Origin of the sequence: Phaeobacter italicus (assembly GCF_001258055.1) — a bacterium.
Lineage (GTDB): Bacteria > Pseudomonadota > Alphaproteobacteria > Rhodobacterales > Rhodobacteraceae > Phaeobacter > Phaeobacter italicus.
The window spans coordinates 1-15,477 of sequence record NZ_CVRM01000007.1; the positions used below are offsets into that span (position 1 = coordinate 1).

Here is a 15,477-nt window from a genome sequence, read left to right on the forward strand (position 1 = left end):
CCCTCAACCATGAGGTCGAAGATCAGATCGACGTGCAGGTCACCGTCACGGACGCAGCGGGCACCTCGCACACGGAAGGATTCACCGTCGAGGTCACGGATACCAACGACGCCGTCACCGGCATGGATCTCTCTGGCACGCAGGTTTCGGAAAACGCGGGCGGCGCGGTTGTCGGCACCCTCTCGGCGCAGGACGAGGACGCAGAGGACACGCACAGCTATTCCGTCTCGGACGACCGGTTTGAGGTGGTCGACGGCCAGCTGCAGCTGAAGGATGGTGTCGCCCTCAACCATGAGGTCGAAGATCAGATCGACGTGCAGGTCACCGTCACGGACGCGGCGGGCACCTCGCACACGGAAGGGTTCACCGTCGAGGTCACGGATACCAACGACGCCGTCACCGGCATGGATCTCTCTGGCACGCAGGTTTCGGAAAACGCGGGCGGCGCGGTTGTCGGCACCCTCTCGGCGCAGGACGAGGACGCAGAGGACACGCACAGCTATTCCGTCTCGGACGACCGGTTTGAGGTGGTCGACGGCCAGCTGCAGCTGAAGGATGGTGTCGCCCTCAACCATGAGGTCGAAGATCAGATCGACGTGCAGGTCACCGTCACGGACGCAGCGGGCACCTCGCACACGGAAGGATTCACCGTCGAGGTCACGGATGAAAATGAAGGACCAAGTGGTCTGAGCCTGAGCTCAGAGGTCGATAACCTGGTCCAAAACGGGAGTTTTGAGAACTTTGACCTTGATACGGGGCGGTGGCGCGCCTTTCGGGAAGATGATTCCGGCGGCTGGGATACCGACACAAGCATCGAAGTGTGGGACCACATGGGGCGCACCACTGCCTCAGAAGGCGAGCAGCACATCGAGATGGATTCCGGTCGCGGGATCGACAGCATCAGTCAGACCATTCAGACCAACGAAGGTCAGGTCTACGATCTTGGCATGGATCTACGCGAGCGGCTTAGCAATGGCACGGACACCGTAGAAGTCTATTGGAACGACAACCTTGTGGGGGAGCTGAACCCCGACAGCAAGGAGTGGACCAACTTTGAGATGCAGGTGATCGGGACTGGCAATGACACGCTAGAGCTGCGGGAGGCCGCAGATCAGAATGACACCTATGGTGCGCTGGTCGACAATATTTCGGTCACTTCTGTTCAGAATGTTGTCGCCGAAAATGTCAGGGGGGCGATCATCAACCGCCTGAATTTCGAAGATCCCGACGAAGACGACACCCATATGTTTGAGGTTTCCGACGACCGGTTTGAGGTCGTAGACGGGGTTTTGCGGCTGAAAGAAACAGCGTCACTGGACTATGAAGAAGCCAGCGAAGTTGATGTGTCTGTAACGGTGATTGATTCCGGCGGTCTTAGTGCGTCAGAGACATTTACCATCGGTGTTGCCGATACAGCCGATCTTTCGGTGTCGACGGGATTTCAGGCCAGATATTTCGATGTCGATCATCACCTTGAGGAGCTTGATGACGTCGACTGGGACGCGGAGCCCACGCATCAAGAGCTTGTTTCTCAGATCGATTATGAAAACAGCGCGGATTCATTCTGGGAAGGCGGCGATACAGATACCTTTGGTGTAGAGATCAGCGGCGCAGTACAGGTCGACGAAGGCGGAACCTACAGGTTTGATCTGGGTGGCGATGACGGAGCTCAGTTGGTTGTGAACGGGCAGCCCGTCATCAAAAACGACGGGCTGCATTCCTACGAGACGAAATCGGGTGAGGTCGATTTGCCCCCGGGCACACACCACATCGAGATTAAATATTTCGAAAACTACGGCCACGCCGGGCTCAAACTCGAATGGGAAGGCCCTGGCATGGACGGGCCCGAATTGGTCACGGCGCCCGATATGTCAGAGGCACAAACCATTTCTGGCATGCCAATTGCGATGAACGTTGCTCATCCGGAAACCGAACTGAGCGATGCCACAAACCTGACAGTCGAGGGCTTGCCCGTTGGCACAGTTGTGGAGTCAAACGGACAAACCATCGTGGTAGAGGATGGTGGCAGCGCGGATCTGACTGGCTTTGACACTGAGTTGCTGACGATTACGCCGCCCTACGATTTTGTTGGGCAAGTCGATGCAACGCTCAACATGACGGACAGCACGGCCCCCGTTGGGACAACTGCGATCCAGCAGCCCATCACTCTCAACGTGAATGAGGCCCATATCACAGAGCCAAGTGCGGAACTTGTGACAGGTTTTCGTGCGGATTACCTCGATGTGGACCACAGGATCGAGACGCTGGACGATGTTGAATGGGATGCCACCCCAACCTATCAGGACCATAAGGGCGAAATTGACTATCAAAACAGCCACGACTCTTTTTGGGAAGACGGCTCAAACGACACATTTGCCACCCGGATTCAGGGCCAGGTAACGGTGGAAGAGGGTGGCAGCTATACGTTCTTCACCTCTGCAGATGATGGGGTCGTGGTCTACGCGAATGGCGAAGAAGTCGTGAAAGATGATGGCAACCATAGCTATCGCACGGACTCAGGTCAGATTGAGCTCGAACCAGGAACCCACGACATTGAAGTGCGGTATTTTGAAAACTACGGCCGCGCCGGGCTCAAACTTGAATGGGAAGGCCCGGATTCAGACGGGCGCGAGATACTGCAAGCCGATCAGGATGTCGCCGTCGACGTAAACGGCACTCTTGAGGTTGGTATTGATCTCAGCGCCGCCAGCAGTGGTGCTACAGTCGGGGTAGAGGGGTTGCCACCAGATACAATCGTCACAAGTGGCGACAAGGCAATCGTGACCGATGGGGGGTCGGTTGACCTGTCTGGGTGGAATATCAACGCTTTGGAAGTGTCTCCTCCACCTGGCTATGAAGGCGAGATTAACGGCGAGATCATTGTGAATGACACCGCGTTCAACGGCGCACCGGTGACATCCAGCAGCGACTTCTCTATCCCGGTTGGCGATACGACCTTGACTCCCGAGCCAGGTCTTCCGGACGCAGAAGTACCGGTTGCGATGTCAGATGGGGCCGCCGAAACAGCGTCAATGGACGCAGCATGGGACGAAGCACCAGATACAGATGACGGCGGTGACAGCGCCGAACCTGCAGCTGAACCCGATGTCATGGCGGAACCGGTTGTCGTCCCTGAGGCTCAAGAAGTCACACAAATCAACACGGAGACCTATGAGCGCACGGACTGGTAACGCACTCCGCTGGTGTTCATGCGTGGTGCGCCACTTTCGCATCTGCCTCGTCGCGCCCCATTAGCAGGCGCGACGGGTGCAAACGGCGCAGGCAGGCTCTTCCCGCTCTGCCTGTTACGTCTCATCCACTGAAGGCACATCAGCCGGATCAGGTCTACCGACCTGCTCAACAATATCGGGCTGATCTGCCTCCAGTTCTTCCTGATCTGCGGCCAGTGCCACGGTTTCCGGTGTGGAAATCCGCGCCAAAGGTGCCGCCTGGAACGCGCCTTTGTCATCGGGCGCCACAGCCGGTGCAAAGCGGATCCGCACAATGGCAAACAGGATCAGCAACACATGGGCAAAACCCGTGGTCAGAAACAGGCTGGACGTTCCGAAACTTGTCATCGCAAAACCAGCCACTGACGGCCCCACGATCGACCCAACCCCATAGACCAGCAGCAGCCCCCCGCTCACTTGAATGAAACTGCCGGGTTCTGCGTGATCGTTCGCATGGGCCACAATCACCGGATACATGGTGAAAACCGTCGCACCAAACAACGCCGCAAGACCCATTGCCACCAACGGCCCACCACCGCCAACGGTAATGAAAAGGACATCGGCGACCAGCGCCAGAACCGCAATGCCAAGCAAGACAACACGCCGGTCATAGCGGTCCGATGCAATGCCAACCGGCAGCTGCATAATGGCCCCCGCGAGGATCGGAATGCTGGCAAACAGCGCAATATCGGTCAGCGGCAGGCCAATCCGCGCGGCATAAACAGCGGCAAGCGTACCAAAAGACGCATTGGAAATGCCCACCATGAGAACTGCAAAAACCGCGATGGGGGAGTTTTTCCACAAGGCGGGTAGGTTCAGCGAGACCTGTGTCAGCGGGCGGGGTGTCGTTGTCGCGCTGATCGCTGTTGGCAAGAGGGCGAGACAATAAACCATTGCTGCCAAAACAAAAAAGAAGAAACCAGAGGCGTCCCCCAGGGTGAGAACCATCTGCCCGGCTGTCGTCGCCATCAAGTTGACCATAGTGTAGATGCCAAAGATGCGCCCGCGAGAAGCAGCATCGGCCCGTTCGTTCAGCCAGCTCTCGACAACCATCGCTGCGGCGGCAAAACAGAACCCGGACAAGGCGCGCACCGGCACCCACACCCAAGGTGTCACCAATAGAAGGGACATCAGAACGGCAATGGCAGCGATGGCACACATGGCACCAAAGGCACGGATATGGCCCACCTTCGCCACCAGGGCCGGCGTGCGCAGACAGCCCGCCACATAGCCGATGGCCCAACCCGTCCCCAGCAAACCAAGAGCCGCTGCACTGAAACCCTCTGCTTCACCGCGGATCGGCAGAATAAGACTGTTGACGCCTCCCGCAAAAAGCAGAAACGCGGATCCCATCAACAAGGCCGTCAAGGGCAGCAGACTTTTGACCATAAATTCCTCATCTCACTTCGTGGTCGGACGGCGCCCGCACCTCTTGAAGCAACAATACCCAATTGAAAAATCCACGCTGTTGGAAATCAAGCATATTTAACCCAGCATGGTTCTGTTTTGCCCCCTTTAAATGGCAAACCTTTGACAAGCATCAAAAAAAGCGGCGCGCCAAGGGTATGCCAGCCATGCAAAAATATCGGGGCTCGCGTAGCCGGTGCTATTCCGCTGCGGAATGATAAGATGACTGTCCCAGATATGGATCCAACAAGCTGCGCAGATCGACCCTTGCGCCGAGTTTGGTTGCAAGGAGCACGAGGCCACCCAATTTTCGCTGCACGAACAAAACGTCCATCGGAACTGCGGGTGGCGCCACCCGCTCCTCCATCAGGGCAAAGCCCTCAGCCTGAATTTCCTGGGCCAATGAGGTGTCGGCAAAGTCAAACGCCTCTCCGGTTGTCAGAGCATCGAAAACACGCGCCATCATAGCCAGGATGCGTGTTTTCTGATCCGCGCTCAGATCTATTGGCAGAAACCCCAACTGTCCCGCCGCTGTCTCCAGCGACACCTCTGAGGTCAGCCCCAGCCCCGCCCGCAGAAACTCGCGGTAGGCCATTGGCGTCTCGTCCGCGAGGGAACGGGTCGCTCCGAAATCAAGCAGGACAATACATCCGGTATCTTTCTGCCAGAGGTAGTTCGCGAAATTCGGATCACTCTGCATCACCGAGAATTCAAACAACTCGCGCAGAAACAGGGCGAAAAGGTCTCGCATGATCCCGTCGCGAACCGACTGGGCAGCGCTGGCAGCTTTTTCAATCGGCTGGCCTTGCATGAACCGCATCACAAGAACCGAGTCCGTAGACAGATGCGGACACTGTTCTGGCACAAGAAACCTGGGATCCGCCATCAGCTGCTCGCCGAACCATCCCAGTTGGTTGCCCTCGCGCTCATAGTCTACTTCTTCGTGCAACTGACGCCGCACTTCCTGCAGATACGGATCAAGATCAAAGCTGGCAGGGATCAATCGCGACGCCCGCAGCAGGCTCGCTATATTGGACAGGTCACTGTCAATGCTTTGGGCAATGCCGGGGTATTGGACCTTGACCGCAACATCACGGCCATCAGGAAGGATCGCGCGATGAACCTGCCCGATCGAGGCCGCCGCGATTGGCCGGACATCAAATCGTCGAAACCGCCTTTGCCAGCCTTCCCCCCAATTCTGATCGAGCACTTGTTTGAGTTGACGAGGCGGCATGAAGTCGGCCTCTGCCCGAAGACGCGAAAGGATAATAGCGAACTCCTGCGGAAGAATATCGCCAGCATCCATAGACAGCAGCTGGCCCAATTTCATCGCAGCGCCACGCATGGCGGCAAGCTCGGACGTGAGTTTACCAAGCGCTGCCGGTGTCAGGGCCAGCTCTCGCAGGGAGGGCCGCGCCCCGCGCAAGACCGCCTGCATGCCTCCCACGGCGACCTGGCCCGCCAGATGCGCCGCAACCCCGCCAACGCGAAACGCACGAGAAACGCGCCCTGTCGGAACCGATCTGGGCTGCATCTTGCCTGTTTTTGCTGACATACCTGCTGCTCCACCACTCAGCCTACACTGACATGCAGCTAAATCGGATAGCAGGGCCGTCAACTGGCAGAGCGCCCGAACCCAACGCACCCACAACAGCTGTTGCAGTATGTGCGCAGTCCGAACATGTAAGCACAGCTACAAATAACACAAACTTGCACCCGTCCACGGCGTTCATTTAACGCTAGATTCACCTTCTGACCTCAATACAGGAAGTCAGACTCTGTGACCGATAGGATTGATTTTGAACTTTAGTATTCTGCACCGGATCACTGCGTCTCTTTGGGCAGCCCTTGCTGTCATCTGCAGTATTCTCCCTGACTCCTCCCTGGCCCAGACGCGTCCGATCCGCGTCAGCTATAGTGAGTTCAATCCCTATTCCTACACCGACAACAACGGGACAGCGCGTGGCTACGCCATTGATCTCATCCGCCATATCGCAACAAAGGCGGGATATGATGTCAGCTTTGTCGCTGGTGGCCATCCGGCCGGGATGATGGCGGCGTTGAAAGATAGGCGCGCAGATCTGACGTCGCTTTTAGCGCTGACCCCCGCACGGCTTGAGGAGGCCATCGCAACCGACGAGATTGGCAGCTTTGACCTTACCGCGTTCGTCGCGACAGAGGGTCCGGTCGAGGATCTATCTGATCTGACGGGTGGGAACATCGGGGCGGTCACTGGCAGTTTTGCCCTCAAGGGGGCGGAAAAAGTACCCTTCGCCAATGTCGTGGAGTTTGACGAGAGCGACCACATGCTGATGCCGCTGCTCAATGGGGAAATCGATGCCATCGTGACATCGCGGGACAGCTATCTGAGACGCCTGCGCAGCGCCGGCCTTGACGGCGCGGTTGCGCCGCTTGAACCCGCACTCATTTCAAGCGCAGCCGCTCTCTACCTGCCTCCCGGCAACACCGCGCTTCAGGCAGATCTCAACCGGGTGATCCGCTCTGGCCTCGACAAGGCGCATATTCAGGACCTTCGTGAGAAATGGTTTGGGCGGGACAGTTCGCTATTCGACGATCCTATCATGATCTGGGCCGCGCGATTGGCGATATTGCTCACTGCTGTTGCAGGGTTTCTGGGGTATCGTGCGTTGGTTTATCGCGGGCGAGAGAAACAGCTGTTGCGCGCCCGCAAAGGAGACCAGCTTTTGATCAGCGCATTGGACGAGGTTGCCGCCGCGGTGGTCATTTTCGACAAAGATCTGCGGGCGGTCCACTGGAACCAGGGGATGGAGTTGATCTTTCCGCAGATGGTGCCGGGTCTGCGCTCAGGTGCGACACTGCGCAAACTGCTCACCCGATCGTACAGCGACGGGACCGTGCCACATGATATGGATGATGCCGCCATCGCCGACAGCGTGGAAACGATCATCGACGACATGCGAAATGGCCGAGATACCATTCGGATCATTCGACTCGGCGACGGGCGCGTTTTCCAAGGTCGCGATGTTCCCTTGGGCAAGGACCACTATGCCACCATCCGTGTGGAAATTACCGAACACCAGAAGCAGCAGGACACGATCAAGGACCAAGCAGATCGCTTGGTGCTTGCGAATGAACAATTGCGGACGTTCACGTCGATTGCCGCTCATGACCTCAAGACACCTCTGTTCAATCAGATCGCTCTGCTTGAATTCATCGGTGAAGACCTGACGGCCGCGGGCATCGAACTGCCGCCAGAGGTACGGGAAAATTGGGTGCAGCTCGAAAATGTCGCCCAACAGATGTTGCGGCTTGTTCAAGATCTCTCCATCTATGCCACAACCGACAGTGAGAACCAGACGGTTGAGCTGATCGCTCCCAGCGAGCGTCTGAAAGACGTGCTGCATCTGGCGCAGCCTCGCTCCGGCTTTCAGATCACGATCGACGATGACATGCCTGATCTTCTGGTCAATGCGACCGCCTTTGACATGGTTATGCGCAACCTGCTGACAAACGCGATCAAACATCACGACAAGGACTTCGGGCGCATCTCTGTGCGTGCGCGGAAAACTGACAGCGGGCTTACCCTTCTCGTGCAGGACGACGGACCCGGCATCGCCGCACCTTTCAGAGAAAAGATATTTGAGCCCTTCACACGCCTGTCGACGCAGACAGATGGGTCGGGTCTTGGACTTGCCTTTATCAAGAAAACAGTCACGAGCTGGGGCGGCACCGTGAGTGTCAAACCGGCAGAGCCGCGCGGCAGTGTATTTGAGGTGACATTTCCGCACCCAAAGGGCGGTGCACAGATCCTGCCGCTTCTTGATCCAAAGACCGCACAGGCCGGTCGGCAAGTTTCCAAAACCGGGTAAACGCTATCCTGCCAAAATTGATGCCCCGCTTTCCCCCGGAAGCGGGGTTTTTCTTGTGCCAGTCTGACAGATCCAGAAAATTTTCACCCCCGACACCCACCGAAATATCACGAAAACACGGGTGATTACGGAATAAGATCAACTTTTGTGATGACACCCTCACGATAAGTCTTTTGCAAAACAAGACAGATCTGTCCACTTTGATATCATCGAAACAAGGCAAGTCACAGTTTCTACTAAATCTGAAAAAGTGGCTACCTTTCATGATGTTAAAGGACACAAAATGAAACTGACATTCAAATCCACCGCGACCTCTGCCGTCTTGGCAGCAGCGAGCACCCTGTTTCCCACCGCGACCCTGGCAGGAGGAAGCCCGTTCTCTGTCTCCCTCAACACAACAGAAATTGATGGGTTGACCATCGCCTACCGTGAAGCAGGTGATCCCGAAAACCCAACCCTCTTGCTGCTGCATGGCTTTCCAACCTCGTCGCATATGTTCCGCAACCTGATCCCGGAGCTCGCAGACAGCTATCATGTGATCGCGCCCGACTATCCCGGTTTCGGTGCGTCAGATATGCCTGACGCGGCAAACTACGACTACAGCTTCGCAAATACCGCCGAGATCGTGACCAAGCTGATCGACAGCAAGGGCGTCGAAGACTACAGCGTCTATCTCATGGACTATGGTGCACCGGTCGGCTTCCGCATGTTTGCAGAGCATCCAGAGCGCGTGACCGGATTCATCATCCAGAACGGCAACGCCTATGATGAAGGCCTGCGGGAATTCTGGGATCCGATCAAGGCATATTGGAGCGAGCCGTCTGTCGCGAACGGCGATGCGTTGCGTGCCTTTCTGACCCTCGATGCAACGAAGTGGCAATTCACCCACGGGGTTGGGGACGTCTCCAAGGTAAGCCCCGACAACTTCTGGCATGTGCAGTATCTCCTCGATCGCCCTGGCAACCAAGAGGTCCAGTTGGAGATGTTCTTGGACTATGGCACCAACGTGCCGGAATACCCCAAATGGCAGGCTCTGTTTCGCGAGCATCAGCCCCCTGCTCTGATCGTCTGGGGCAAAAATGACTACATTTTCCCTGCCGAGGGTGCGCATCCCTACAAGGCGGATCTGAAAGACGTGGAGTTCCATCTGTTGGATACCGGCCATTTCGCGCTGGAAGAATACGGATCGGAAATTGCCAGTGAAATCCGCGACTTTCTGCAGCGCACCACGAATTGATCACAGACAACCCAGGCGTCCGCATCAGGGCGGGCGCCCACCTACAAATTTGTCCTGCTCTTACAGCTTGCAGGAAGAGGAACAAAAAGATGACCACCACTCATATCTCAACCGATCTTGGAAACCTTCGCCGCATTGCTGCCTTCTCCTCTGGTCACGAGGGGGGCAACCCAGCCGGAGTTTTAATCACGGATCACGCCCCCAACGATAGCGAGATGCAAGCCATCGCCGCAGAAGTCGGCTATTCCGAAACCGCATTTGCAAGCCCAGATGGCGACCACTGGCGCGTGCGTTATTTTTCCCCCGAAGGTGAAGTCGATTTCTGCGGCCATGCGACCATTGCGCTGGGGCGGGCCCTTAGCGATCTGAAGGGGCCGGCACGCTATGACCTGCGCATCAACGCCGGTGACATCAGCGTTGCAAGCCATACCGACGACAGCGGCAAAACTCTGATTGAGCTGCAATCCCCCCCAACACGAAGCGGCCCGGCTGAAGGGGCCGTGTTGGCCGAAGCGCTGGCGCTGTTTGACCTGTCCGAAGAGGATCTTGATCCTGCACTGCCTCCCGCCATTGCAAACGCAGGCAATGATCATCTTGTTCTCGCGCTGCGACAACGCGACCGGTTGGCCAGAATGGAATATGATCTCGCGGATGGTCGCCGCCTGATGGAACGTCACGGTCTGACCACCATCAATTTGATCGTGGCTGGAGAGCACGGGCTGTTTCTGTCGCGCAATGCCTTCGCTATTGGCGGAGTGCTTGAAGATCCTGCAACCGGGGCCGCAGCGGCCGCACTGGCGGGTTATCTGCGGGATATCGACTGGCCACTGGATTGGTCGCCAAAGGAAACCGCTGACGCTGCGCGGGCAGAGATCCGCATCGAGCAAGGCGACGATATGGGTGTTCCCTCGCGGTTGCGGGTCAGCATCAGCCCAGAGAAAGGCGCGCCCGTCGCAGTCTCAGGTCAGGCGCGCGATATCGCTTGATCTTGTGGATGGCCTGCTTGCCTGCCCGGCAGGCGGGCCACTCACGTCTTGGCGCTGCTGTCTTCCGCACGCCAAGTCAGAAACGCATTGAACAGCTGCTGTTGGGTGCTCACCCCAAGTTTGGCATAGGCATTGCGGCGGTGGGTCTTTACGGTTGGCACCGCGATGCCAAGTGTCAGGCTGATCGACAGGCTGGAATGTCCCTTCAGGATCAGCTGCATCACCTCCGCCTCGCGGGCAGAGAGCACATCCCGGCCAAACGCCTCAAGGCGGGCTGGCTCGGGCTTTGGCGCCCCGCCATGATCCTGCCCTTCCCAAAGCTGCTGAAATGCACATTCAAAAAGAGGCAAAAAGGGGCGCAGCCTGTTCAGGTGATCATCGCAAAACCCACCATCAACAGCCGGGCGCGCCATGCTCAGCTCGCCCATCGCGCCATCAGGCAGCCGCACCAAAAGGGCCAGTTCCTGCAAGCCGGCAGGCCACCCCGGTGTCCGGTACCCGATTTCTTCTTCGTTCTCGACCAGAACAGTCGCATCCGCTGAAGCAGGGTTCCAATTGTCTGGCGCAAGATCCGCCATGCGATGCAGGCCAGGCGAAACCCCGGACAGAAACGCATTATAGACGGGGTTCAGGAGGTACGTGCTCTCCACGTAAAGCTGCACAGCCGCCTTCGCAGCACCTGCCGGGTAAGTATCGGCCAGATATACCGGCTGATGGTTTTCTCGATTGATCACGCAGAAGGCCGCCGAAATCGGGATCAGCGAGGACGCTGCCGCAATCAAACCAGAGGCATCCGCGCGGCCCGAACACACCGCGGAAAAAGCGGTGTTTGCCGCATTGATATCACTGGAATCGAACAACATGCTGCGGGCTTACCTTATTGGCGTCAGGCGCTGAGGGACACGATATCATCCTTCGGGATGATAGGCAGTTTGGGATTTACTGGCGTAGGGTCTGCGAAACTTCAAGGATCCATACCATGTCCAATGCCCCTCTCGTTCTGGATGCCGCGACGGTCTCACAATATCTGCCGCATATCGACGTCCTGCAGGAAATGCGTCAGCTGTTTGTTGAACTCGGCCGCGCACAGGCAGTCCAACCTGCTCAAACACTCACCCTCTTTCCTGATGAGCGCGGTGATTTCATCACCTACCTCGGCGCCGCTGCCGGTGCGGGGGTCTTTGGTGCAAAACTCTCGCCCTATCTGGTGCAGGATGGGCCGCCGATCATCACCGCCTGGACGGTCCTGATGTCGATGGAAACCGGTCAACCCCTGATGCTATGCGATGCCGGTCAACTGACCACCGAACGAACCGCAGCGACAACGGCCCTGGCTGTGGATCATCTTGCGAAACAGGATGCCACTACGCTGGCAATTATCGGCACAGGCGCAGTTGCACAGGCCCATTGGCGGCAGGCACGCGCTCTGCGCCAGTGGGAGAAGGTGGTGGTTTACTCTCCGCGTCTAAGCCAGTCTGGCGACGTGCAGCAGATATGGAGAGACCTCTGCCCGCAGGTCACTTTTGCCAGCAGCGGAGAAGGCGCAGCCGAAGGTGCCGATGTGGTGATGCTGTGCACCTCCTCAGGCACACCTGTTGTCGACGCCGCTGTCATCGGCACAGGAACACTCGTCACGTCGATCAGCACCAATGTCGCCAGAGCGCATGAAATCGACCCCGCGTTTCTGAGTGCGGCAGACGTGTACTGCGACTACCGTCAGACCACACCAACCACAGCCGGTGAAATGCAGATCGCCGCGCAAGAGCACGGTTGGTCAGCTGACCGCGTTCAGGGCGATTTGCCGGGCCTTGCCATCGCGCAGTGCCCCACCCCGAGCGGCACGCGACCCATTTTCTTCCGCTCCATCGGCTTGGGGCTTGAGGATATTGCCGTTGCCCATGCACTCTTTCGCGCGGCGAGCGCCTGAACTCAACGAAAGGACACCCAATGCATATCGAACCGTTTGGCGTCGAAATCTGGATGAACGAGTGGGAAACCAAATGCGAATGGAATCTCGCTGAAACCTGCGTTGAAAGCATCACGATTGCCGAACTTCTTGATCTGTGCGGGCACAGCACAGAAGATCTCTCTGATCTGCTCGGCATGAAAATGACCTATGGCGCAATCGAAGGTTCTGACCGGCTTCGCAGTGCAATCGCAGATCTTTACCCCTCACAGACCGCTGAAAACGTGATCGTCACCCATGGCACCATCGGGGCGAACATGCTGGTGCACAAGGCACTGGTCAGCGCTGGCGACAGGGTCGTTGCGGTGGTTCCGACCTATCAGCAACACTACTCCATCCCTGCCAGCATCGGCGCGGATGTTCAGCAGCTAAAGCTCCGCGAAGAGGACGGTTTCCTGCCGGATCTTGATGCTCTGCGTGCCCTTGTCACAAAGGAAACCAAGCTGATTGCGATCAATAACCCCAACAATCCCACAGGTGCCCTGATGGACAGGGACATGCTGCATCAGATTGCCGAGATTGCACGCAGCGTTGGGGCTTGGGTTCTGTGCGACGAGGTGTATCGCGGCACGGATCAAGACGGCGATGGCATGACAGATTCGATTGCCGACATCTATGAGAAAGGCATTTCAACCGCCGGCATGTCCAAGGCCTACTCGCTCGCAGGACTGCGTCTGGGGTGGGTCACAGCCCCAAAAGACGTGATTGAAGCCGTCGCCATCCATCGTGACTATGACACCATTTCTGTTGGGATGATCGACGATCACTTTGCAGCGATGGCCTTGGAGAACCGCGACAAGATCCTCGCCCGCAGTCAGCTCATCACCCGCACGAACCTCGCCATTTTGGACGACTGGATCGCAGCGGAACCCAAGATCAGTTGGGTCAAACCACGTTCTGGCACCACGGCCTTGCTGAAATATGACCTGCCATGGACCTCACGGGACTTCTGCATCCGCTTGCTTCAGGAAACAGGCGTCATGTTCACTCCCGGCTCAGCGCTTGGCATGGAGGGTTATGTCCGGATCGGCTATGCCAACGGGTCCGATATCTTGCGTAGGGGCCTTGCGCTGGTGTCAGAGTTCTTGGCCCGCCACAAGTAAGCAACCGATTTGACCCGACATTTCGACGGCCTGACTGCTGCGACAGTCGGGCCGTTTTGTTTTGTGTTTTGGAACCAGCCATCGGGCTGAGGCGTTTGAACACCAAGACCTGATAACAGAAAGGCCGAAACAATGACCCATACTGCTGATCTGGGAGACCAGGCACGCGGCCACGCCGCAGATCTTGTAGGCAAAGCCAAGGAAACCGCCCATCGCTCTGTGCGCGATGCCACCGACCAGGCCCGCCAGCATGTCGCAGGCGAAGTGCACGGTGCGGCAGAAGCCGCCCAAGCAGCCGCAAATTCATTTGACAGCAACGGGATGCAGGCACAGGCGGCACAGGTGATTGCCTCGCACCTAGAGGATGCAGCCGAGCGGGTCCGGACGCTGGATGTAGAAAAAACTGTCTCAGACGTCAGCCAGTTCGCTCGCCGCAACCCCCTGCTGTTCCTGAGCGCCGCCGCGCTCGCCGGATTTGCGGCGACCCGTTTCCTCAAAGCGAGCGAACCTGACGCCGCAGCGCCGGATGGGCAGCCGATCCCAACCCCGCATATTCATGAAGGGACAGATCATGACCCGGCCTGATATCCGAAACGCCCCAGATCTGCTGTTGAACGTGCTGCGCCAGTTTTCCGATCTGTTGCGCAGCGAGGCGGAACTGGCGAAATCCGAGCTGAAGGAGAAAGCGTCGAACGCCCGCGACGGTGCAATCGCGCTGGTTGCCGCGGTCATCGTGGCATTGGTCGCCCTGCATGTTCTCGCGGCGGCATTGGTTGCTTGGATCGCAACACTGGGCATAGGTCCCGGCCTTGCTGCCCTGATTGTCGGAGGGGCACTGCTGGTCGTGTGTCTTGGCCTTCTGTTGTTTGCCAAGTCACGGCTCAGCAGCGAAGCCCTTACGCCGACACGAACCATCGAAAATGCCAAACGCGATGCCGCACGCATCAAGGAGGCTGCACATGTCCGATACTAAGAGACTTGAACAGGAACTTGAGATCAAACGCCAGAACCTGGCCCGATCCGTATCCGGTCTCAGCGATGTGATTGCGCCGCGCAATGTGGCCCATCAAATCAGCGAGACCGCCCAAGGCTATGGCGGCGAAGTCGCAGGCCAGGTGGTTCAGGCGGCTCGGCGCAATCCTGCGGGTCTCATGCTTGCTGGCGCGGGGCTTGCCCTGATGGCAACCGGCACCGGCAGCCGACCCGTCGCGACATCGCGCAAGACAATCGCCACCCCCCCGACGGAGGCATTTGTGGGATTTGATGCACGGGTCGCAAAAGCAGACGCAGCTATGAAGAAGGAGATGACAGGGATGACCGACGAAACCCTTCGCACGAACAAGATGCGCGACACATTGCAGGCAGGTCTGGACAAACTCCCGGCAAATGCCCGCAAACGCGTGCTGGATGCTCGCACCTCAGCGTTGAAAGCGCAGGAGAAAGTAGAGGCATACACCACGCGACAAGCCCGCGCAGGCAAGACGTTCTATTCCGAAAACCCCCTCGCAGTCGGCGCAATTGCCTTGGGTATGGGGGCGCTGATCGGGGCTCTCCTGCCCTCCACGAAACGGGAGGACGAACTGCTTGGCGCCCACCGCGATGCGCTAGCGGCCAAAGCAGAAGCAGCCCTGCAAGAAGAGATGGACAAGATCCATCGCCGGGCAGAGGCCAAAATTGACGAAGTTGCCTCGGCCTGA

General features: G+C 57.8%; 12 protein-coding genes. 9 read left to right on the forward strand and 3 right to left on the reverse strand.

What is annotated here, in order from left to right; genetic code table 11:
• A partial coding sequence (locus tag NIT7645_RS02475; protein ID WP_050686026.1) for a PA14 domain-containing protein occupies positions 1-3,191 on the forward strand: 3,191 nt, incomplete at its 5' end.
• Positions 3,192-3,305: 114 nt separating this feature from the next.
• Here the strand turns inward: NIT7645_RS02475 and NIT7645_RS02480 are convergent.
• Positions 3,306-4,619 (reverse strand): MFS transporter, encoded by a 1,314-nt coding sequence (locus NIT7645_RS02480; protein WP_008563349.1) that lies wholly within the window; start codon positions 4,617-4,619, stop codon positions 3,306-3,308.
• A gap of 217 nt (positions 4,620-4,836) precedes the next feature.
• Positions 4,837-6,192 (reverse strand): ABC1 kinase family protein, encoded by a 1,356-nt coding sequence (locus NIT7645_RS02485; RefSeq protein ID WP_050686027.1) that lies wholly within the window; start codon positions 6,190-6,192, stop codon positions 4,837-4,839.
• A 244-nt stretch (positions 6,193-6,436) separates the two neighbouring features.
• On the opposite strand from NIT7645_RS02485, the gene NIT7645_RS02490 reads away from it, so the two are divergent.
• The 3 genes from NIT7645_RS02490 to NIT7645_RS02500 all read left to right on the forward strand — a co-directional run bounded on the left by NIT7645_RS02490 (position 6,437) and on the right by NIT7645_RS02500 (position 10,711).
• Complete coding sequence (locus tag NIT7645_RS02490) at positions 6,437-8,488, forward strand: ATP-binding protein (RefSeq protein ID WP_050686030.1); 2,052 nt, start codon at positions 6,437-6,439, stop codon at positions 8,486-8,488.
• A gap of 283 nt (positions 8,489-8,771) precedes the next feature.
• A complete protein-coding gene (locus tag NIT7645_RS02495; RefSeq protein WP_008563440.1) occupies positions 8,772-9,725 on the forward strand; it encodes an alpha/beta fold hydrolase in 954 nt (317 codons plus the stop codon).
• 89 nt (positions 9,726-9,814) lie between these two features.
• A complete protein-coding gene (locus tag NIT7645_RS02500) occupies positions 9,815-10,711 on the forward strand; it encodes a PhzF family phenazine biosynthesis protein (RefSeq protein WP_008563363.1) in 897 nt (298 codons plus the stop codon).
• 41 nt (positions 10,712-10,752) lie between these two features.
• Here NIT7645_RS02500 and NIT7645_RS02505 read toward each other — a convergent pair whose 3' ends face one another.
• The gene (locus NIT7645_RS02505) at positions 10,753-11,574 is read right to left on the reverse strand and encodes a helix-turn-helix transcriptional regulator (RefSeq protein WP_008563489.1); all 822 of its coding nucleotides are present in this window, start codon (positions 11,572-11,574) and stop codon (positions 10,753-10,755) included.
• Between the two features lie 116 nt (positions 11,575-11,690).
• Between NIT7645_RS02505 and NIT7645_RS02510 the strand changes: the two genes are divergently transcribed.
• The 5 genes from NIT7645_RS02510 to NIT7645_RS02530 all read left to right on the forward strand — a co-directional run bounded on the left by NIT7645_RS02510 (position 11,691) and on the right by NIT7645_RS02530 (position 15,477).
• Positions 11,691-12,638 (forward strand): ornithine cyclodeaminase family protein, encoded by a 948-nt coding sequence (locus NIT7645_RS02510; RefSeq protein ID WP_008563488.1) that lies wholly within the window; start codon positions 11,691-11,693, stop codon positions 12,636-12,638.
• Positions 12,639-12,658: 20 nt separating this feature from the next.
• Complete coding sequence (locus NIT7645_RS02515; protein ID WP_050686028.1) at positions 12,659-13,780, forward strand: aminotransferase; 1,122 nt, start codon at positions 12,659-12,661, stop codon at positions 13,778-13,780.
• Between the two features lie 132 nt (positions 13,781-13,912).
• Positions 13,913-14,365, forward strand: a complete 453-nt coding sequence (locus NIT7645_RS02520) for a hypothetical protein (RefSeq protein ID WP_050672644.1) — start codon at positions 13,913-13,915, stop codon at positions 14,363-14,365.
• Positions 14,352-14,753, forward strand: a complete 402-nt coding sequence (locus NIT7645_RS02525; protein ID WP_008563410.1) for a phage holin family protein — start codon at positions 14,352-14,354, stop codon at positions 14,751-14,753. The genes NIT7645_RS02520 and NIT7645_RS02525 overlap by 14 nt, the downstream gene beginning before the upstream one ends.
• On the forward strand, positions 14,740-15,477 hold the full coding sequence (locus NIT7645_RS02530; protein WP_008563386.1) for a hypothetical protein: 738 nt from the start codon (positions 14,740-14,742) through the stop codon (positions 15,475-15,477). Before NIT7645_RS02525 ends, NIT7645_RS02530 begins: the two co-directional genes overlap by 14 nt.